At 58.6% G+C, this 18,383-nt stretch carries 21 protein-coding genes and 1 tRNA gene; 15 read left to right on the forward strand and 7 right to left on the reverse strand.

From position 1 onward, the window contains the following. Nucleotides 1–2: 2 nt before the first annotated feature. The 3 genes from JJB09_RS18020 to JJB09_RS18030 all read left to right on the forward strand — a co-directional run bounded on the left by JJB09_RS18020 (nucleotide 3) and on the right by JJB09_RS18030 (nucleotide 2,240). Nucleotides 3–500, forward strand: a complete 498-nt coding sequence (locus tag JJB09_RS18020) for a DUF934 domain-containing protein (RefSeq protein WP_201661299.1) — start codon at nucleotides 3–5, stop codon at nucleotides 498–500. Between the two features lie 259 nt (nucleotides 501–759). Continuing rightward, nucleotides 760–1,572: a ferredoxin--NADP reductase gene (locus tag JJB09_RS18025; RefSeq protein WP_201661302.1), complete on the forward strand. Its 813-nt coding sequence runs from the start codon at nucleotides 760–762 to the stop codon at nucleotides 1,570–1,572. Nucleotides 1,573–1,583: 11 nt separating this feature from the next. Further along, nucleotides 1,584–2,240, forward strand: a complete 657-nt coding sequence (locus JJB09_RS18030) for an NAD(P)-binding protein (protein ID WP_201661305.1) — start codon at nucleotides 1,584–1,586, stop codon at nucleotides 2,238–2,240. On the opposite strand, the gene JJB09_RS18035 is transcribed toward JJB09_RS18030, so the two are convergent. Both JJB09_RS18035 and JJB09_RS18040 read right to left on the reverse strand, forming a co-directional pair. Continuing rightward, the gene (locus JJB09_RS18035; RefSeq protein ID WP_201661307.1) at nucleotides 2,205–2,873 is read right to left on the reverse strand and encodes a GntR family transcriptional regulator; all 669 of its coding nucleotides are present in this window, start codon (nucleotides 2,871–2,873) and stop codon (nucleotides 2,205–2,207) included. The two genes, JJB09_RS18030 and JJB09_RS18035, sit on opposite strands and share 36 nt — an antisense overlap. 180 nt (nucleotides 2,874–3,053) lie before the next feature. Continuing rightward, complete coding sequence (locus JJB09_RS18040; RefSeq protein WP_201661310.1) at nucleotides 3,054–3,827, reverse strand: NAD kinase; 774 nt, start codon at nucleotides 3,825–3,827, stop codon at nucleotides 3,054–3,056. A 202-nt stretch (nucleotides 3,828–4,029) separates the two neighbouring features. On the opposite strand from JJB09_RS18040, the gene cobF reads away from it, so the two are divergent. From cobF to JJB09_RS18065, 5 genes are all read left to right on the forward strand, one after another. Beyond that, on the forward strand, nucleotides 4,030–4,800 hold the full coding sequence (gene cobF, locus JJB09_RS18045; RefSeq protein ID WP_201661313.1) for a precorrin-6A synthase (deacetylating): 771 nt from the start codon (nucleotides 4,030–4,032) through the stop codon (nucleotides 4,798–4,800). 83 nt (nucleotides 4,801–4,883) lie between these two features. Then, entirely contained in the window at nucleotides 4,884–6,236 is a 1,353-nt protein-coding gene (gene cobG, locus JJB09_RS18050) for a precorrin-3B synthase (protein WP_201661316.1), read from the forward strand. After that, entirely contained in the window at nucleotides 6,233–6,865 is a 633-nt protein-coding gene (locus tag JJB09_RS18055) for a precorrin-8X methylmutase (RefSeq protein ID WP_201661319.1), read from the forward strand. The genes cobG and JJB09_RS18055 overlap by 4 nt, the downstream gene beginning before the upstream one ends. 5 nt (nucleotides 6,866–6,870) lie before the next feature. Further along, nucleotides 6,871–7,599 carry a precorrin-2 C(20)-methyltransferase gene (locus JJB09_RS18060; protein WP_210341764.1) on the forward strand — a complete coding sequence of 243 codons (729 nt, stop codon included), beginning with the start codon at nucleotides 6,871–6,873 and terminating at the stop codon, nucleotides 7,597–7,599. Continuing rightward, on the forward strand, nucleotides 7,596–8,360 hold the full coding sequence (locus JJB09_RS18065) for a precorrin-3B C(17)-methyltransferase (protein WP_201661325.1): 765 nt from the start codon (nucleotides 7,596–7,598) through the stop codon (nucleotides 8,358–8,360). Before JJB09_RS18060 ends, JJB09_RS18065 begins: the two co-directional genes overlap by 4 nt. Here the strand turns inward: JJB09_RS18065 and JJB09_RS18070 are convergent. Beyond that, the gene (locus JJB09_RS18070; RefSeq protein ID WP_201661328.1) at nucleotides 8,324–9,094 is read right to left on the reverse strand and encodes a cobalt-precorrin-6A reductase; all 771 of its coding nucleotides are present in this window, start codon (nucleotides 9,092–9,094) and stop codon (nucleotides 8,324–8,326) included. The two genes, JJB09_RS18065 and JJB09_RS18070, sit on opposite strands and share 37 nt — an antisense overlap. Between JJB09_RS18070 and cbiE the strand changes: the two genes are divergently transcribed. Both cbiE and cobM read left to right on the forward strand, forming a co-directional pair. Beyond that, entirely contained in the window at nucleotides 9,093–10,334 is a 1,242-nt protein-coding gene (gene cbiE / locus JJB09_RS18075; protein ID WP_201661331.1) for a precorrin-6y C5,15-methyltransferase (decarboxylating) subunit CbiE, read from the forward strand. The genes JJB09_RS18070 and cbiE overlap by 2 nt on opposite strands. A 26-nt stretch (nucleotides 10,335–10,360) precedes the next feature. Next, on the forward strand, nucleotides 10,361–11,125 hold the full coding sequence (gene cobM, locus JJB09_RS18080) for a precorrin-4 C(11)-methyltransferase (protein ID WP_201661334.1): 765 nt from the start codon (nucleotides 10,361–10,363) through the stop codon (nucleotides 11,123–11,125). 27 nt (nucleotides 11,126–11,152) lie between these two features. Here cobM and JJB09_RS18085 read toward each other — a convergent pair whose 3' ends face one another. Next, nucleotides 11,153–11,872, reverse strand: coding sequence for a YoaK family protein (locus tag JJB09_RS18085; RefSeq protein WP_201661337.1), 720 nt, complete (start codon nucleotides 11,870–11,872; stop codon nucleotides 11,153–11,155). Nucleotides 11,873–11,969: 97 nt separating this feature from the next. After that, nucleotides 11,970–12,548, reverse strand: a complete 579-nt coding sequence (locus JJB09_RS18090; protein WP_201661340.1) for an HdeD family acid-resistance protein — start codon at nucleotides 12,546–12,548, stop codon at nucleotides 11,970–11,972. A 334-nt stretch (nucleotides 12,549–12,882) separates the two neighbouring features. Here JJB09_RS18090 and JJB09_RS18095 point away from each other — a divergent pair, with 334 nt between their 5' ends. From JJB09_RS18095 to JJB09_RS18110, 4 genes are all read left to right on the forward strand, one after another. Beyond that, the gene (locus JJB09_RS18095) at nucleotides 12,883–13,188 is read left to right on the forward strand and encodes an ETC complex I subunit (protein ID WP_201661343.1); all 306 of its coding nucleotides are present in this window, start codon (nucleotides 12,883–12,885) and stop codon (nucleotides 13,186–13,188) included. A 63-nt stretch (nucleotides 13,189–13,251) separates the two neighbouring features. Beyond that, a tRNA-Arg gene (locus tag JJB09_RS18100) sits at nucleotides 13,252–13,328 on the forward strand. A gap of 199 nt (nucleotides 13,329–13,527) precedes the next feature. After that, nucleotides 13,528–13,716: a hypothetical protein gene (locus tag JJB09_RS18105; protein WP_201661346.1), complete on the forward strand. Its 189-nt coding sequence runs from the start codon at nucleotides 13,528–13,530 to the stop codon at nucleotides 13,714–13,716. Between the two features lie 169 nt (nucleotides 13,717–13,885). Beyond that, nucleotides 13,886–14,659 carry a transporter substrate-binding domain-containing protein gene (locus JJB09_RS18110; RefSeq protein WP_201661349.1) on the forward strand — a complete coding sequence of 258 codons (774 nt, stop codon included), beginning with the start codon at nucleotides 13,886–13,888 and terminating at the stop codon, nucleotides 14,657–14,659. Nucleotides 14,660–14,806: 147 nt separating this feature from the next. On the opposite strand, the gene JJB09_RS18115 is transcribed toward JJB09_RS18110, so the two are convergent. Both JJB09_RS18115 and JJB09_RS18120 read right to left on the reverse strand, forming a co-directional pair. Further along, a complete protein-coding gene (locus JJB09_RS18115; protein WP_201661352.1) occupies nucleotides 14,807–16,426 on the reverse strand; it encodes a putative Ig domain-containing protein in 1,620 nt (539 codons plus the stop codon). Nucleotides 16,427–16,767: 341 nt separating this feature from the next. After that, nucleotides 16,768–17,409, reverse strand: coding sequence for a hypothetical protein (locus JJB09_RS18120; RefSeq protein WP_201661355.1), 642 nt, complete (start codon nucleotides 17,407–17,409; stop codon nucleotides 16,768–16,770). Between the two features lie 196 nt (nucleotides 17,410–17,605). Here JJB09_RS18120 and JJB09_RS18125 point away from each other — a divergent pair, with 196 nt between their 5' ends. Beyond that, the gene (locus JJB09_RS18125) at nucleotides 17,606–18,355 is read left to right on the forward strand and encodes a F0F1 ATP synthase subunit A (RefSeq protein ID WP_201661358.1); all 750 of its coding nucleotides are present in this window, start codon (nucleotides 17,606–17,608) and stop codon (nucleotides 18,353–18,355) included. The last annotated feature ends 28 nt before the right edge of the window (nucleotides 18,356–18,383 follow it).

Genomic DNA, 18,383 nt, shown 5'->3' on the forward strand with positions numbered 1-18,383 from the left:
CAATGACAAGAATTTGGAACGAAGCCGGCTTTCAGAGCGATGATCCCTGGGTGATCGAAACTGAGGAAACAAAGGCCGGCAACAACGAGAAGCCGATCCTGCCGCTGGCTACATTTCTGGAAAAGGCCGAAGCCGGCGAGACGAATCTCGGCGTGCTGATCCTTCCGGCTGACAATGTCAGGGCGCTGGCGCCGTATCTCGATCGCATTGCGCTGGTCGCGGTTTCCTTTCCGGCTTTCAACGATGGCCGCTCCTTCAGCCATGCCTCGCTGCTGCGGGAGCGGCTCGGCTTCGAAGGCGAAATCCGGGCGGTCGGCGATGTGCTGATCGATCCCATTCCACTGATGCTACGGTGTGGCATATCGAGCTTCGCTGTTACCAATGCGACTGCATTGAAGCGGCTGGAAGAGGGCAAGCTGCCGGGAATCGACAATCACTACCAGCCGACGGCGCGCGCCTCGACGGACGCAAAGTCGTATAGCTGGAGACGGGTTTCCTAAAGTCTTCTAATAACTTGACGCTCATCCGGTGGAGTTGGCCGGATGAGCGAAATGAACCGCCGCGGCCAATAACGTTCGTACACAAACAAAATGCTGGAATCATCGTGCCTGCGGGTGTATATTTGCCGCATGGTTTTTCCGGAGATTCAAAAGCATATTCCGCCTGGCTTTTGACGGTTAGAAACCGATACCTTCAACATCGGCTTCATTTGTAATATCTGCCTAGAGCATACCCGGACTTCCGAAGGATCAGGACCTTATGAACGCGCCCGCTTTGAACAAAGATATCGCCAATGCAGTTCCGGCCGGAGTCTATGCCGAAACGGTGACTGCCGTGCAGCATTACACCGATCGGCTTTTCCGCTTCCGGATGACGCGTCCGGCGGAGTTTCGTTTCCGTTCGGGTGAATTTGCGATGATCGGCCTGATGATCGACGGCAAGCCGCTCTATCGCGCTTATTCGGTCGCAAGCCCGGCCTGGGACGACGAACTTGAATTCTTCTCGATCAAGGTTCCTGACGGCCCGTTGACCAGCCATTTGCAGAACCTCAAGGTGGGCGACACCGTGCTGATGCGCAAGAAGCCGACCGGCACGCTGGTCAACGATGCGCTCGTACCTGGCAAACGGCTCTATATGTTCTCGACCGGCACTGGCATCGCACCTTTCGCGAGCCTGATCCGCGATCCGGAAACTTATGAGAAGTTCGACGACGTCATCCTTTGCCATACCTGCCGTGAAGTGTCCGAGCTGAAATACGGCTTCGATCTCATCGATGAGATCCGCAATCACGAGTTCCTGGCAGAAGTCGTCGGCGACAAGCTGAAGCACTATGCGACGGTGACGCGCGAGGACTACCCGTTCAAGGGCCGGATTACCGACCTCATGCGCAGCGGCAAGCTCTATTCCGATCTCGGCGTTCCGCCGCTCGACGTGGCTGTTGATCGCGGCATGATCTGCGGTTCTGCGGCGATGCTGAAGGAAACCAAGCAGATTCTCATCGATGCTGGCCTGAATGAAGGCTCCAACAACAAGCCGGGCGAATTCGTCATCGAGCGCGCTTTCGTCGACTGATGAAAGCGGATGTGGCTTCCGGTCCGGAGATTTGCGAAGCCGTGATCATCGGCGCTGGTCCCGCAGGACTCTGGGCCGCGTTTCAGCTCGGCATCCACGGCGTCAAATCCGTGGTTATCGATAGCAATGACAAGGTGGGCGGCCAATGTGCCGCCCTTTATGCTGACAAGCCCATCTTTGATCTACCCGGCTATGCCTCTCTGGATGCAGGCGATGTCGGCCCGGCGATCACTGCGCAAGCTGCCCGGTTCGAGCCGACATACAGGCTGGGCAAATGCGTCATTGCAGTTGGCGAGCAGCCCGATGGACTGCTTGTCGAGATGGCAAGCGGCGAAAAACTTCGTGCACCTTATGTGATCGTCGCCACAGGGCTCGGGCCGTTTTCGGCCGGTGATCAGTCTTTTTCGCTGCAATTGCCGGAAAATGTCATTTGTAGCGATGGTCACCTTCTGGTGACGCAGGATACATTCCAGACGGGATGTGAAAATCTCTACGCCATCGGCGATGCCGTCACTTACCCTGGCAAGTTATGCCTGCTGGTTTCGGCTTTTCACGAGGCGGCGCTGATGGCCTTTTCGATCCGCAAGCGGCGGGCAGGGGGCAAGCGGACGGTACTGGCCTATTCGTCGACGTCACCCGCCCTGAAGTCGCTCTTTACCGATGACTGAAGTCGTGCCGGCATAGTCAATCAAGCCGTCGACCAGTGCAGCCATGGTCTTTTCCGCCTGCGCCGCATCGCCGTTGAGAAGCGCCCGTATGACCCGCACATGCAAATCCACCGAGAGTTCCAGCAATTGCCTCGTTGCGCTGTGGAACCAGAAGCGGCGCGAATGCGTCTGGAGAGTCGCCAGCGCCTGGGTGATGAAGGGATTGGGGCAGGTCGCCTCCACGATCTCATCGAAGTGCCGATCGGCAGCAAGGTAGCCTTCACTGTCCCCGGTGATCGAACATTCGGTCATGGTTTTGGCACAGTCGATCAGCCGCTTGCGATATGTGGGAGAAATATTGCCTGCCATCAGCCGGGTGGCCAGCGGCTCCAGCTGGCGCCGGGCTTCCAGCACCATTGCCTGCTGGGTGGGATTGAGCGGTGTGATCTGCAGGCCGGCCCGCGGTCGCACTTGCATGAGACCCTGCCATTCCAGCTTCTGGATTGCCTCGCGCACAGGCGTCCGTCCGTAACCGGCAAGCGCGATCAGCTGTTTTTCTGTGACTACAGAACCCGGTGCGAGCTTCGATGTCACGATCAGCTTTTCGAGTTCGAAGTAGGCAAGGCGGCTTTGGGATTCCGGCGTGGCGCGCATTGTGTGTCCGATTTGATATATCAGATCCTGGCACCCTGCAGAAAAGATGTCAATTCCACTGATATATCACGTCGTTTCGGTCCGAAATGGGATATTATTCCTATTGCAAGGGCGAGAGTGAGCCTAGATGACGTGTACACGCCAAGGAAAGGGAGCTCTCGGAAAGGATCCCAGGGTCAGCTAATCGACGAATTGCTCTGCGAGGATGCGATCAGACCATGAATGATCCGGGTCGGAGAGAAGTCGTGCGGTGCTGCCTTCGGATTGGGTGATGGTAACTTCCACGATCGATTTGACTTCGTTGTGATCGGCAACCGCGTTTACCGGGCGCTTCTCCGGCTCCAGGACGAATATCTCGACCTTCAGGCGGTCAGGCAGCAGCGCGCCACGCCAGCGGCGGGGTCGAAACGGGCTGACCGGCGTCATCGCCAGCAGAGGCGCTTCGAGCGGCAGAATTGGTCCATGCGCCGAAAAATTGTAGGCAGTCGATCCAGCGGGCGTCGACAGCAGCAGCCCGTCGCAGATCAATTCTGCGAGACGCGTGTGGCCGTCTACCACGACCTTGAGCTTGGCGGCCTGATAAGACTGCCGAAACAGCGACACTTCATTGATCGCATAGGCGATGGCCCGGTTGCCCTCGGCATCCAGCGTCTGCATCTTCAGCGGGCGAATGGCGTTTTCCACCGCATGCGCAACGCGCTTGGCGATATCTCCGGTCGAGTATTTGTTCATCAGGAAGCCGACCGAGCCCCTGTTCATCCCATAGACGAGCTTGCCGGTGTTCATCGTCTCATGCAGGGTTTGCAGCATGAAGCCGTCGCCGCCGAGTGCGACAATGACGTCGGCTTCTTCGGTCGGCACGTTGCCGTAAAGGCTCTCCATTTCGGCCAGTGCGACCTGTGCTTCGTTTGCAGACGAGGCCACAAAGGCAAGTTTTTTGAACTGTCGCGGCATGGCACTCAATCGCAGTTGGGGAAACGGGATATTGCTATAGCAAAAGCGGGAGCTCCAGAAGAGCCTGTTTCTTCCATGTTTGCAATACCATATGGCATCCAGCGCCTTTTGTTTGCCTGTCTTGACGCCCAATGGCGCTGGGAGCATAGGCATGTCTCATGCGCGCCTGCTAAGTACGCATTCTGCAAGACTGGAGGGAAGCATGCGTGAAATCCTGATCGTGGGCATTGGCTCAGGCAATCCGGAACATATGACCATTCAGGCGATCAACGCGCTGAACAAGGCCGATGTGCTGTTCATTCCCACGAAGGGCGCAAAAAAGGTCGAACTTGCTGACGTCCGGCGCGACATCATCCGGCGCTATGTTACCAATCCTCAGAGCCGGACCGTCGAATATGCGGTTCCGGAGCGCAGGTCCTCTGATCCGTCCTATATGCGCAGCGTCGATGAATGGCACGCAGCAATCACCCGCATCTATGAGGAACTGTTCCTGTCCGAACTCGGGGAGGATGGCATCGGTGCGTTTCTGGTTTGGGGTGACCCGATGCTTTACGACAGCACCATCCGTATTATCGAGCGGGTGACAGCCGCCGGGCGGGTCGCATTCGATTACTCGGTGATTCCCGGCATTACCAGCCTGCAGGCCCTCTGCGCTTCCCACCGCATTCCGCTCAATCTCGTGGGAAAGCCGGTGGAAATCACCACTGGCAGACGGGTTTCGCAGTCATTTCCGCTGGCGAGCGAAACCAGCGCGGTCATGCTCGATGGCGAGCAGGCATTTGCGAAGATAGATGATCCGGATGCGATGATTTACTGGGGCGCCTATCTCGGCACGGTGGACGAGATCGTCATCTCCGGCCGCCTCGATGACAAGAAAGACGAGATCCTCGCCACCCGTGCTGCTGCACGCGAACGCCATGGATGGATCATGGACATCTATCTGCTGCGCAAGGGCGCAGATTTCGAACAATAGGGCCATGATTTGACCGGGCGCAAGGCAAAGTCTTGCCCGGCATCGCAAAACGTCTCTAAGATTTCTGCCTGATTGGAACGACCATGACTCTTGCCCGGCCTGAAAAGATCCCAGCATCGAACATGCGCCGTGGCAGTTGCCCGACGCTTGCCCGCCCGATGAAGACCGGAGATGGATTGCTGGCGCGTCTGCGACCTCTTGACTGCACGATTGGTGTCGACGCGCTTAGGGCAATTGCGCAATCGGCGGCGGAATTCGGCAACGGAATCCTCGAGATAACCGCGCGCGGCAGCCTGCAGATACGCGGGCTTCGACCCGAAACGGTGGCCTCCTTCGAACGTGCAGTGCTTGAGACAGGCGTCAAGATTCCCCCGGGACCAATGATTGAAACGCCGCCGCTGGCTGGTCTTGATCCGGATGAGCTGGTGGATGTTCGGCCGTTGGCCGCCCGGCTGCGCAAGCGCATTGAGGAACATAAACCGCTGCTGGCGCTGGCGCCAAAGCTGGCGATTACCGTCGACGGAGGTGGGCGCTTCCATCTTGGCGAGGTGGCGGCCGATATCCGAATCGCTGCATATGGCGGCGAGGGCGACTATCTGCTGTCTGTCAGCGGAATTGCTGCGTCCGCGCGTCCGGTAGCGCTCCTGAGACAAGGCGAGATCGACGACGCCGTCGTGAGGCTGCTGGAAATGCTGGCCGATCTCGGTCCGGCCGCGCGTGGCAAAGATCTCACAGCGGATCGACTCGCTGCACATATTCCTGCGATCAAGCCAACCGTTGCGGCCCTAACGGAGCCGGTACAGCCCTGCGGTCTGCACACGATGGAGGGCGGCACGATTGCAGTCGGCGTTGTGCTTCCCTACCGGCAGGTGCATGCCGTTACGTTAATCGAGTTTCTGGATCCGGTGAAACGCGCAGGCGCAGGCCGGGTTTATCTCGCCCCCGGTCACGCGCTGTTTGTCGCCGGCCTTTCCCGGCCTGCCGGAGAATCTCTTCAACGGCGGGCGACAGAGCTGGGCTTCTGGACGGACCCGGGTGATATCAGGGCCAATATTTCGCTATGCGCTGGCTCGCAAGGATGTGCATCGGCATTCTTCGATACCAAGCAGCTAGCGGACGCTGTCCTCCAGGATGCGCCCGACCTGCTGGATGGATCTTGCACCCTTCATCTGTCGGGTTGCGCCAAGGGTTGCGCACATCCGGCGCCATCAGGTTTGGCGCTCATCGGTACGCCAACAGGCTATGGGCTTGTCGTAAATGGGGCGGCTTCGAACGAGCCTGTTGCCTACATTGCCGCAAACGACGTAAAACCTCTGCTTTCGCGGCTGGCTCTGTTGGTGGCGCAAAGCAGGCAGGCTGGCGAATCGGTTCATACCTGTCTTACACGGCTGGGCGCGGACCGGATCGGCGCGGCCCTAAAAATGGAAAACACATGATCGAATACGATTATATTCGCGACGGAATGGCGATCTATGAAAAGTCTTTTGCCATCATCCGCGCGGAAGCCGACCTCTCACGCTTTTCCGAAGCGGAAGCCGATGTTGCTGTTCGCATGATCCATGCCGCTGGTTCGGTGGATGCTGCCCAGCACTTCGAGTTTTCCGAAGGTTTTGTCGATGCAGCGCGGACGGCTCTCGGGAATGGAGCGCCGATCTTCTGCGATGCCAACATGGTGGTTCACGGCGTTACCGCTGCCCGACTTCCGGCTGGCAACGAAGTGATCTGCACGTTACGCGATCCGAAAACGGTTGAGATTGCCGCAGAGATCAACAATACCCGTTCGGCCGCGGCACTGAAGCTTTGGGGCGAACGGATGGCTGGTTCGGTCGTCGCAATTGGCAATGCGCCGACAGCGCTTTTCTATCTCCTTGAAATGCTTAGGGATGGTGCGCCGAAGCCGGCGGCGATCCTCGGTATGCCGGTCGGTTTTGTCGGTGCGGCGGAATCCAAGGATGCGCTGGCGGAAAATTCCTATGGCGTGCCGTTTGCAATTGTTCGCGGCCGCCTCGGCGGCAGTGCAATGACAGCAGCTGCATTGAATTCACTTGCGAGGCCGGGACTGTGAGCGCGATGACATTGGGCAAGCTTATCGGGGTCGGCACGGGTCCCGGCGATCCGGACCTTTTGACCGTCAAGGCGGTAAAGGCCATTCAGAACGCCGACGTTCTGGCCTGGTTTGCCAAGGAAGGCCGGCGCGGCAATGGCCGCGGCATCGTCGATGGCGTGGTGCCAGCCGAGATTATCGAGGTGCCGCTCTACTATCCGGTGACAACCGAGATCCATCGCGCCAAGCCGGAATATGTCGATCAGGTCACGCGGTTTTATGAGGAATCGACGGCGACCCTTGCCAAGCATCTCGAGGCCGGCCGGACGGTGGCTGTGCTCAGCGAGGGAGATCCGCTGTTTTACGGCTCCTACATGCATCTTCATGTGCGGCTCGCGGATCGGTTTCCGACCGAAGTGATCCCGGGTGTAACGGCCATGTCCGGATGCTGGTCGCAGGCAAACCTGCCCATCGTCCAGGGTGATGATGTGTTGTCGGTACTCCCGGGCACGATGGACGAGGATCAGCTGGTTCGGCGCCTGAGCGACACCGAAGCTGCAGTCATCATGAAGGTCGGTCGTAACCTGCCCAAGATCCGCCGAGCACTGATCGAAGCCGGAAGAATTGACCAGGCGTTCTATGTCGAGCGTGGCACAATGGCCAATACCGCCATGACCCCGCTGGCCGAGAAGAGCGACGACGAAGCACCGTATTTTTCCATCGTATTGGTACCCGGCTGGAAGACCAAGCCATGAGCGGCACGCTTTATGTGATCGGCACCGGCCCCGGAAGCCCTGAACAGATGACGCCCGAAGCGCTGGCTGCGGTCAGCAAGGCGACGGAATTCTTCGGTTATTTTCCCTATCTCGATCGCCTGTCACTTCGCGGTGATCAGAAGAAAGTGGCTTCTGACAACCGCGAAGAGCTGGACCGTGCCAGTGTCGCCTTGCGGCGGGCAAGCGAAGGTGTCGACGTCGCCGTTGTCTCGGGTGGAGATCCCGGCGTGTTCGCCATGGCGGCGGCGGTTTGCGAGGCGATCGAACAGGGGCCGGCCGAATGGCGTCAAATTGATATTGTCGTCACGCCCGGCGTGACCGCCATGCTCGCCGTGGCAGCGCGAGCTGGCGCGCCTCTGGGTCACGATTTCTGTGCGATCTCCTTGTCGGATAATCTTAAGCCCTGGGATGTCATCACAAGACGGTTGAAGCTGGTGGCCGAAGCCGGTCTGGTGATCGCGCTCTACAATCCGATCAGCAAGGCACGTCCATGGCAATTGGGCGAAGCATTTGCGATCCTGTGCGGGATACTGCCGCCTTCAACGCCAGTGATTTTTGGACGCGCGGCGGGCCGGCCGGACGAGCGCATCGTCGTGCAACCACTTTCCGAAGCCGATGCCACAGTCGCCGACATGGCGACTTGCGTCATCATAGGCTCGCCGGAAACCCGGATCATCGATCGGGGCGAAAAGTCCGGCCTCGTCTATACGCCACGGTTCATCGCGGGAGCGAGCAAGTGATCGATCAGCTCGAGGGCCGCATCCGCATGATGGACGGTCCTCACGCCGATATCGGGCTTTCGCTCGATCATGACCACGTCGATACCAAGGGTGCGTGCGGCGGCGATCTTGCCGTAAGTCGCGGTTCCACCACTGTTTTTGGAAACGATCACGTCGATGGCGTTGTCGGCCAGCAGCTTTCGTTCGTCCTGCTCCGCAAACGGGCCGGAGGCGAGAATGTAGCGGCAATCCGGCACGGCGAGCGGCGGGTCGACAGGCTCGACGCTGCGCACGAGGTAATCGTGCTGGGGCGCGCCCGAGAACTGGTGAGCTTCCTGCCTGCCGATGGCGAGAAATACCCGCTTGCGACGGTTTCCGAGCCCGCGGACTGCGTCCTCGATGCTGGCTACCGAAGACCAGCGGTCACCCGGCTGCCGCTGCCATCCCGGGCGACAAAGCGCGAAGATCGGCGTGTCCGTAGCTGCGGCCGCACTGGCCGCATTGGCCGAAATCTGGTTGGCAAAGGGATGCGTGGCATCGATGAGCAGCGAAATATTCTCGTTCCTGAGATAATTCGCCAGGCCGGCTGCACCGCCGAAGCCGCCGCTGCGCACGGGCAACGGCAATGGCTTCGGATCCAAGGTTCGCCCGGCGAGCGAGACAATGCAATCGAACTCCGGTCTTGGCGCCAGCAGCTCCGCGAGTTGCCGCGCTTCGGTCGTGCCTCCCAGAACAAGTATCCGGTGTTTTGTCATGTCTGATCCGTCGAATTCATCGATTGCGCCGCTCCGCTGGCTGACGATCGTCGGCATCGGCGAGGACGGTATAGCTGGGCTCGGCGACGACGCCAAGCGGCGCATAGCCGGGGCTGAGTTCATCTTTGGCGGCAAACGGCATCTGGAGCTGGCGCAGTCGTTGATCAGCGGTGAGACGAACGCCTGGACCAGCCCACTCGACGGGTCCATTGAACAGATCAAAAGCCTGCGTGGGCGAGGGGTGGTGGTGCTGGCATCCGGCGATCCCTTCCTTTACGGCATGGGTGCGACGCTGTCGCGGTTCATCGACGTGACAGAAATGATCTCGCTGCCGGCTCCGTCATCGTTCAGCCTGGCGGCATCTCGATTGGGCTGGCCGCTGCAGGACACCGCGACTGTGTCGCTGCATGGCCGGCCGCTCGATCTTGTCCGGCCATACTTGCAACCTGGTGCGAAGATACTTGCGCTGACCTCGGATGCCGACGGGCCTGCAGCTCTCGCAAGGCTGCTGACCGAAACTGGTTTTGGTTTGTCGGTCCTGCACGTGCTTGAAGTATTGGGCGGGAGCTCCGAGCGGAAATCCAGACTTATTGCGAAGGATTTTGTGCCGTACGAAATCAATGCGCTCAATGTTTGTGCAATCGAAGTAATTTGCGCAGGAAATGCGCGCGTTCTTCCGCTCTCGACGGGGCTTGATGACGCGCTTTTCGAGCATGACGGGCAGATTACCAAGCGTGAAATCCGGGCGGTGACCCTGTCCTCGCTTGCACCGCGCAGGGGTGAACTGCTCTGGGATATCGGGGCTGGCTCCGGCTCGATATCCATCGAGTGGATGCTTTGCGATCCAGCTATGCGGGCGATTGCCATCGAAGCCAATCCGGAGCGTGCGGAGCGAATTGGCCGCAACGCGCGGATGTTCGGCGTGCCGGGGCTGAAAATTGTCGAGGGCAGCGCGCCAGCAGCTTTGGACGGCGTGCCCGCGCCCGACGCTATTTTCATTGGTGGCGGTGGCAGCGATCCTGATGTCCTGGATCGGGCAATTGGCGCACTGAAAAATGGTGGCCGCCTGGTCGCCAATGCGGTGACGACGGAAATGGAAGTGTTGCTTCTGGGCTATCATAAGCGGCTCGGCGGCAATCTGATCCGCATCGATGTGGCGCGCGCCTCGCCAGTCGGCGGCATGACCGGATGGCGGCCGGCTATGCCCGTCACCCAATGGTCCTGGGCCAAGCCGGCCTGAGCAGACGAATTGAAAAGGGAATTGGTATGAAAGTGCATTTTATCGGCGCCGGACCGGGTGCAGCAGATCTCATCACGGTGCGCGGCGCGAAGCTGATATCGGAGTGCCCGGTCTGCCTGCATGCCGGCTCGATCGTATCGCCGGAACTGCTGCAATACTGCCCGGACGGTGCGCGGATCATCAATACCGCGCCGATGTCGCTGGATGAGATCGAAGCGGAATATGTCAACGCCGCCGCCAATGGCGAGGATGTGGCGCGCCTGCATTCCGGCGACCTTTCGGTTTGGAGCGCGGTGGCCGAGCAGATCCGGCGGCTGCAAAAGCATGGCATTGAATACACGATGACGCCTGGCGTGCCTTCTTTTGCGGCAGCGGCCGCTGCACTGGGGCGCGAACTGACCATTCCATCTGTCGCCCAGAGTCTGGTGCTGACGCGTGTTTCCGGCCGTGCATCGCCGATGCCGCCGAAGGAGACATTGGATAATTTTGCCGCGACCGGCTCGACGCTCGCCATTCATCTGGCGATCCATGCCTTGCCACAGGTGGTGGCAGAGCTTGTGCCCCATTACGGTGTGGATTGCCCGGTTGCGATCGTCGTCAAGGCGAGCTGGCCAGACGAGCGTATCGTGCGCGGCACGCTTGGCAGCATCGAGGAACAGGTGCAGAATGAGCCGATCGAGCGAACTGCCTTGATTTTTGTCGGTCCCGGCTTGGACGCTACCGATTTTCGCGAAAGTTCGCTATATGATGCCGCCTATCAGCGCCGTTTCAGGGGACGCGACGGCCTTTAATCCACAATGCGCGGGCTGAATTGATCATCAGGCAAGCCGGGATCGTGCGCGTGCCGAGACAATACCGCGCAAGCCGAGCATGCACAGCAGGGCCGACGCGACGAGAAGCGCATAGCCACCGCAGAATTGGTAGAGTACCACGCCAGCCACACCACCAACCAGAAAGGCGACGATGGTCGTCAGGTGAAGCCTGAGTCTGGTGTCGTTGCCTGAAGCGTTGGGGTTTGCATCGCCACGCAATTTCCAGGCCAGTGCGATTTCTATGCCGAGGTCTGTCGCCATCCCCGAAACATGCGTTGTGCGGACTCGTGCGTTCGACAGGTGAGTCACCACCGCATTCTGCATTCCCATCAGGAAGGCCAGCCAGATGACCAGCAGCGCTACGCGGACCGTGCCTGCCAGCCAAAGGTCGACCAGGCTGAGCGGTGCAAGAAGCAGGCCTTCGAGCAGAATCACCAAGGCATGCGCGCCGACCACTCCTCGACGTTCCGCAGCAAGAATTACGAATGTGCAGGTGGCCGCTCCGGCAATGAAGGCGATGACAATGACGAGATAGAGCCAGGCACTGGATAAGGCGCCGGTCGCGATGCGATCCGACAGGGCCGATACATTTCCGGTCATATTGGCCGAGAAAAAGCCGACGGCATAGAACGCGGCGGCATTGATACCTCCGGCGATCGAAGCGAGCGTAATCGCCAGTTGGCGGTCGATTACCGCATCTCTCTGGGATCCTGGGGTGACGAGCATGCTGATACAACCGATCTGGCGTAGGGAGTCGAGGGCGGTACAGTGCAATCATGCCTGAGTCGCGCCGCTCGGCAAGCCCGCTGAGCCAAGATACGTTTTATGTCAGCGACTTGCGGGCCTGCCATGCCATGGAGGATATTGCCATCCCGATGCTGATCAACTGGATGCCAAGCAAGAGACCGACCAGCCAGACGGCCGTTATCTGCAGGTATGCCAACAGAACTATCGACAGGATGACACCGACGATTCCGCTCGCCAGCACCCATCCCCATTGCGGAAGGGGACGGATGGTCAAGGCGAAAACGATCTTCGATATACCCTCGATCATGAAGAAGATGATGAGCAGCATCGTGATCGTGACCAGTCCCTGTGCCGGATCGCGCAGAAAGAGAAAACCGATCAGGATGCCGAGGATCGCTGAGACAAGTTGCAGCCAGAAATGCGGAACGCGTTGCGCTCCGATCAGGCTTATCCCTTGAATAATGCCGCTGAGGATCAGCAGCCATCCCATCAGCACGATTATCGCAACGGCCGAGATAAGCGGATAGACGATCGCCAGAACGCCACCAATGACGAGAAGGACACCCTGGACAAGATACCAGAACGAGTAGCGCTTGACGGTGTCACGCATGGCTGAGCGGAAAGTTTCAGCTGCTTTTTCAAGTTCTTGGGACATGCAGGGTTCCTTTCTCGGAAGATTCCTTGCTTACCCTAGGGAAGATAACGCTGAGATAGAGACTTCACAACATGAAATTGCAGGGCGCTGAATCCCGCTATTTGTCGCGGCATGGTGGTTTCCGTTCCGCGGCCAGATGCTTCGCGCCTAGAAGGAATTGTGCCAACCGTTGCCAAGCGGCTTGAAACCGTGTGCGAACGCCGGTAGAAGAACGCAACTGTCGGCGCGCCGGACCGCTTTGCGAAAAGTTGGTTTCGTCATTCTTCTGTTCACAAATTCGTGGCAGAAGGAATGAAGGGCGCCCGGCGCGGGACAATTCAGAGGCTGTTTCAGCATGAGTGCAAAAATCTATCGTCCTGCCAAGACCGCGATGCAGTCGGGCAAGGCAAAGACCAATCTCTGGGTGCTAGAGTACGATCAGGAACAGCCCCGTGTCATCGATTCGGTGTTCGGCTACACCGGCTCCGGCGATATGCGCCAGCAGATCAGGCTGACATTCGAATCCAGCGAACTGGCTGAAGCCTATGCCAAGCGCAACGGCATCGAATATCGTGTGATCGAGCCCAAAGACGCAACGCGCAAGACGGTTTCCTACACCGATAACTTCCGCTATACGCGCACACAGCCTTGGACTCATTGATCACGGGCTATCGTTCTGGCAAAATAGTACACCTTCCGTAGCCCGCCAACGGGCACGGCCAGCGGTCCCTTAGCTCAGCTGGATAGAGCACCTGCCTTCTAAGCAGGTTGTCGCAGGTTCGAGCCCTGCAGGGATCGCCATTTCACCATCTAAGTATTTGTTTTTATTATGAATTCGACTGGACGGGGTTGTAGGTGTGATCTATATCCTGTTCGCTAACCGTTCTGATGCGGCCTTAGCCAGCTTCTTCGTGTCTGCTTCCTTCATGTAAAATTCAGCTACCGACAGGTGCGACCAACCGTACATCGCCATCTGCTCGTGGGCTGTTGCGCTGACGCTGTGGCAAGCCGCGCGAAGGTCAGCGAAATCGCTACGAAGTTCGAAGCGGCGGAGCCCACCCTGAGCGACATCAAGAAGTGGAAGGAACGGCTTATCGGCATATGGATGGCGTTCACGGCCATCGGCTTCCTGCTTGGCGCAATTGCGTCCTACTTCTGGAAATGGCTGGCTGCAAAATTCGGGGGTTGAAGGATACCTTTCCAACTTTTCGGTCGGATCGGATCAACAGGGCCTTAGCCTAGTGATAATCGAACAAGACTGAACAGTCGTCAAATTCAATTGTCTGGGCTTCGGGAGTGTGATCTGTTGGTGCTGGAAATGCTGACCAACGTCAACAGCATCGCTATGGAGTGTATTGATGAACCGACTGCTGACACTTGCCTTCACTGCCTGCATGTCGCTTGCCGCGCTCACCGCCGCGCATGCCGAGCCTCTCAAGATCGGCATGGCGCCTGAGCCCTACGCGCCCTTCGAATGGAAAGAAGCCGATGGTACCTGGAAGGGGTTCGAAATCGATCTCGGTAAGGCAATCTGCGCCGACATCAAGCGCGAGTGCGTGATCGTCGAGATTGCCTGGGATGGCCTTATCCCTGCACTGCAGACCAAGAAAATAGATGTCATCATCAATTCCATGACCATCACCGAGGAACGCAAGAAGGTGATCGATTTCAGCGATCCCTACTACTCCACCGTCCCGGCCTTCATCGGGCCGAAGGGCACCGAGGTCGAGCTGACCAAGGAGTGGATGTCGGGCAAGTCGATCGGTGTCCAGATTGCCACCACGCAGGCCGCCTATATCGAGAAAGTGTATGGCGATGTTGCGGAAATCCGCACCTACGCAACCCAGGACGAAGCTAATGCAGATCTTGTGGCCGGTCGCGTCGATCTCGTCATCGCCGACAAGGCGCCGCTCGCCGAATTCCTCAAAACTGATGCCGCCAAGGATCTCGGCATGCTTGCCGATGTCACCGATGGCGGCCTAGTGACGGCCGGAGCAGGTGTCAACAAGGACAACAAGGAACTGCTGGCGCAGTTGAACACCTCGATCGCAAAGCTGCTCAAGAGTGGCGAGTACGACAAGCTCGCCAAGCCGTATTTCGACTACGATATCTACGGCCTGCCACGCAAATAGCATCCGGCGGTTTCAGTCTCTGAACCAACGGCAGTCCGGACATCCACGGACTGCCGGAATTTTTTCGGGCATTGCGGTCGGCTTTGGCTATCAGGGCCCAGGCGGTGCACAGGCGATCCTCATTGAGGTGGTAGAGAAGAATATTGGTTAGAGGACGAAATCGTCGGCGCGGAAGTTGATGTGGCCAGCAGCCAGGATGGCAAAGTCAGCCACGCCGTCGCCGTCGATATCGCCGCTGATCAGGGTGTCAGCCCCCGAGCGTTCAAAGCGCAGTTCGCCGGCGGCGTTGCTGAACGCCGCTTTGCCGATAAACGAAAAATGCTGGTGGCCGGCTGCAGTTGTGTCCGCATCGATGAAACGCAGCATGATCTTGTCCCCTTGAGCACGGGAAAAGTCGGTGATCGTATCGGCCGTGGCGGGAAGAGAATCGCCGACGGAGCGGAAGACGAACAGGTCCGCGCCTGCGCCGCCGGTCAGGGTATCCGCATCGAGCCCGCCACGCAGCCTGTTATTGCCCTGGCCGCCATACAGCTCGTCACTGCCATAACCGCCTCGCAGGAGGTCGTTGCCGTTGCCGCCAAGCAGCCTGTCGTCACCCCGGCCGCCTCGCAGGTGATCGTTGCCCTGGTCGCCGAACAGTACATCATCGCCCTGCTTGCCCTGCAGGCTGTCGTCGCCACCGTAGCCCCGAATGCGGTTGTTGCCCGCATCTCCGGTGAGTCGGTCGTTGCCCGATGCACCCGAGGGATTTTCCAGGACGTCGGTCAAATTGACGGTGAAGGCGTGATCAAAGCTTTCGCCAGCGAGGTCGGTGGCGCGGATGACGATTGCGTAAGTCGCCTTCGTTTCAAAATCGAGGTGTGCGCCCTTGGCCACGACCAGGTTGCCGTCGACGATGGCGAACGCATTGCCGGGATTACGACTGAGGGAAAAACCGAGGACATCGCCGGCATCCGGATCGATTCCGCTGACCTGGCCGATGATCGTGCCGGTCGCGGAATTTTCCGCAACCGTGGCAGCAGAAAGCGCAATGGCGGTGGGCGCATCGTTGACATTGCCAATCGCGATATCGAACACATCCGCAGCGCTTGCCGCTCCGTCCGATGCCGTGACCTTGACCGAGATGGTGCCAACATCGGCATTGCCTGGCGTTCCCGAAAACGTCCGTGTGGCGGCGTCGAAGCTCAGCCATGCGGGCAGGGGCGAGCCATCTGCCAGGGTCGCCGCGTAGGTCAGGGTATCGCCATTTGCATCGGTAAAGGCATTGGGCGCGAGCGTGTAGGAAAAGGCCGCATCTTGGTCTGTCGACTGGTCGACGAGTGGGGCCGAAACCACCGGCGCTGAATTGACGAACCCTCGATCCCAGGTGAACGTGAGCTTAACGAACTCTTCAACACCCGGCGCATCGGACAGGTTGTTGAAGCCATCCCCTACGCTATAGTTTATGTCGATCACTCCATCCGCGATGATGGATGCCCAAGTCGCTTGATCGATGGTGAGGTTCACGGTACTCGGCGACGCGGGGCCGAAGGCGCCGTTGTACTGTTGGCCCGTATATGCCCCAAAGGTTACGCCTTCGATGTTGATCGTAAGTGCCTCAGTGGTGCCGCCAACGTCAAAATCCCCGAAATATTCGAGAGTGATCGTAACGTCACCCATGGTCCTGTTGGGTATCGACGCAATTTGACCTGAGAAGCTCGGGACGAGGCCGTTGGAACCGTAACGATTCCCAAACCCTGTCTGGTCGTCCTGATATGTAACAATCATTTCTAATATAGTTTCCAGTTTAAAAAGCCGGGACGGGTTCTATCCCATTCCGTCCAATTGGCAACTGCGGGTACTTCATGCGCCGGAACCCACAGTTGTTCATCCCGGTCGTCTGCCGGGCAGCCTGGATCGAGATCGATTCCGCCCTTCTTCTCTCAAAAAAGCGAGCCTATAAAGAAGATTCGTTAAATCTTCCTTAATTAGATGCTGGAGAGTTCAGGGTATTGGTTCTATTTCGGGCTGCATTCGATGTCGTTCCTGAAACCATCGGGGATGATAAAAGCCGGCATGATATTACTACAAGTATATGAAAAATATGGTTAAAACGCCTTTGGCGACACTCATTTCAATGTCGGAATCTGCCGGTTGATCCGCAAGTCCGGATGCATGATCGGCAGATAGCCGGCCCGCAATGCTGCGTAGGTAGAGGGGGGCGTAAGCAAGCCGTCGGCTTGCTCAACTCTCTCCGGCGCTCCGTAGCCCTGTTCTGTCCAGCGATAGAAGCTACCGTCGGCGCGTGTAAACGCGGAGCCGTTCGCGATGACAACCGTCCCGTCAGGCATGTTTGCCAGCGGCGCAGGCACGGGATGAATTCGCTTGCGCCCATGATCGATCCGCTCCCTATGAAGAAGCGCATCCATCGCCGCCGCGCTTGGTATTTTCTCGCCCCTGGCGTCCGCCCAGGCTGCCCGGAAAGCGAGAGCCGCGTTGCGCCGGCAAAAGAAGCACGGCCGGTGTCCGGCGGCCAGCGCGATTGCCTCGTCGAGGAAAAAGAGTTCGGTCCAGCTTTGTCCGCCCATCACCGTGCGGCGACGGCCTTGAAATTCGCAGGCGCAGATCAGCCAGGCTTTGCTCGTCCAGCGCCGCTTGAGCAACGTCCGGGTCGACGGGTCATGGATGATGCCGCGGTTGCCGGTGAACATGCCGCGTTGTGGTATGGCGAGGATCTCGCCGAAGGGGGTGACGCGATTCTGCAAGGTCATGTTTCCGGTCCATCCCCAAGGATGCCACCGTCTGGGCGGCTTCTGGATCAATTTATCACGGTGCGTCGATTCGGCGCCCATAACCTTGCGCTCGATACTTGCATTTCCTGAGTTTGGATTCTAAACGCACCTTGCACAGGACGACCTGTGCCGATGTGTTTCATCGGGGACGGCCCCATCTGAAAGGGGAGTCTCGATGGCCGGGCCAATCGAACAATTCGAAGTCAAGCCGATTTTCCGTATCGCCGAGTTCAACGGCTACGCGATCGATTTCACCAATTCCGCTGCATTCATGCTCCTGACGGTTGTCAGCGCCGGTGGATACTTGCTGTTTGCCAGCAGAAAACGACTGATCACACCGGATCGCTGGCAATCCTCGGCCGAATTTCTCTACGAATTCGTGGCAAAGACCCTGCGTGACAATGCCGGCAAGCAAGGGATGCGTTTCTTTCCGCTGGTGTTTTCGCTTTTCATGTTCATTCTGTTTGCCAACCTGATCGGCATGTTTCCGGGCGCCTTTACCGTGACGAGCCAGATCATCGTCACGTTCGCTTTCGCCATGCTGGTTTTCCTGACGGTGACCGTCTACGGGATCGTCAAGCATGGGTTTGGATTTCTCCGGCTGTTCATGCCGTCAGGCGTGCCCATGGTGCTTGCACCGATCCTGGTTCCGATCGAGATCGTCTCCTATCTTTCTCGTCCCGTCAGCCACTCCGTGCGTCTCTTCGCCGTCATGCTGGCTGGGCACATCACTCTCAAGGTGTTTGCTGGCTTCATTGTTGCACTTGGCAGCCTCGGCTCGCTTGGTGTGCTGGCGGCGGTGATGCCCCTGGCGATGACGGTCGGCCTGACGGGCCTCGAACTGCTGATGTCGGTCATCCAAGCCTATATTTTCACCATGCTCACTTGCATGTATCTCAACGATGCGCTCCATCCAGGACATTAGGCAAGCAGAGGTCTTTTCCTGCCGCCGG

The sequence above is a fragment of the Phytoamicus setariae genome (assembly GCF_016722925.1).
In the GTDB taxonomy this organism is placed as follows: Bacteria; Pseudomonadota; Alphaproteobacteria; order Rhizobiales; family Rhizobiaceae; genus Rhizobium_E; species Rhizobium_E setariae.

Coding starts and splice junctions, on each gene's coding strand:
- JJB09_RS18065 (WP_201661325.1), top strand. CDS start 7,596: ATGAGCGGCACGCTTTATGTGATCGGCACCGGCCCCGGAAGCCCTGAA.
- JJB09_RS18020 (WP_201661299.1), top strand. CDS start 3: ATGACAAGAATTTGGAACGAAGCCGGCTTTCAGAGCGATGATCCCTGG.
- JJB09_RS18120 (WP_201661355.1), bottom strand. CDS start 17,409: ATGACCTTGCAGAATCGCGTCACCCCCTTCGGCGAGATCCTCGCCATA.
- JJB09_RS18060 (WP_210341764.1), top strand. CDS start 6,871: ATGACATTGGGCAAGCTTATCGGGGTCGGCACGGGTCCCGGCGATCCG.
- JJB09_RS18025 (WP_201661302.1), top strand. CDS start 760: ATGAACGCGCCCGCTTTGAACAAAGATATCGCCAATGCAGTTCCGGCC.
- cobM (WP_201661334.1), top strand. CDS start 10,361: ATGAAAGTGCATTTTATCGGCGCCGGACCGGGTGCAGCAGATCTCATC.
- JJB09_RS18055 (WP_201661319.1), top strand. CDS start 6,233: ATGATCGAATACGATTATATTCGCGACGGAATGGCGATCTATGAAAAG.
- cbiE (WP_201661331.1), top strand. CDS start 9,093: ATGTCTGATCCGTCGAATTCATCGATTGCGCCGCTCCGCTGGCTGACG.
- JJB09_RS18090 (WP_201661340.1), bottom strand. CDS start 12,548: ATGTCCCAAGAACTTGAAAAAGCAGCTGAAACTTTCCGCTCAGCCATG.
- JJB09_RS18040 (WP_201661310.1), bottom strand. CDS start 3,827: ATGCCGCGACAGTTCAAAAAACTTGCCTTTGTGGCCTCGTCTGCAAAC.
- JJB09_RS18070 (WP_201661328.1), bottom strand. CDS start 9,094: ATGACAAAACACCGGATACTTGTTCTGGGAGGCACGACCGAAGCGCGG.
- JJB09_RS18110 (WP_201661349.1), top strand. CDS start 13,886: ATGAACCGACTGCTGACACTTGCCTTCACTGCCTGCATGTCGCTTGCC.
- JJB09_RS18095 (WP_201661343.1), top strand. CDS start 12,883: ATGAGTGCAAAAATCTATCGTCCTGCCAAGACCGCGATGCAGTCGGGC.
- JJB09_RS18035 (WP_201661307.1), bottom strand. CDS start 2,873: ATGCGCGCCACGCCGGAATCCCAAAGCCGCCTTGCCTACTTCGAACTC.
- JJB09_RS18085 (WP_201661337.1), bottom strand. CDS start 11,872: ATGCTCGTCACCCCAGGATCCCAGAGAGATGCGGTAATCGACCGCCAA.
- JJB09_RS18115 (WP_201661352.1), bottom strand. CDS start 16,426: ATGATTGTTACATATCAGGACGACCAGACAGGGTTTGGGAATCGTTAC.
- JJB09_RS18125 (WP_201661358.1), top strand. CDS start 17,606: ATGGCCGGGCCAATCGAACAATTCGAAGTCAAGCCGATTTTCCGTATC.
- cobF (WP_201661313.1), top strand. CDS start 4,030: ATGCGTGAAATCCTGATCGTGGGCATTGGCTCAGGCAATCCGGAACAT.
- cobG (WP_201661316.1), top strand. CDS start 4,884: ATGACTCTTGCCCGGCCTGAAAAGATCCCAGCATCGAACATGCGCCGT.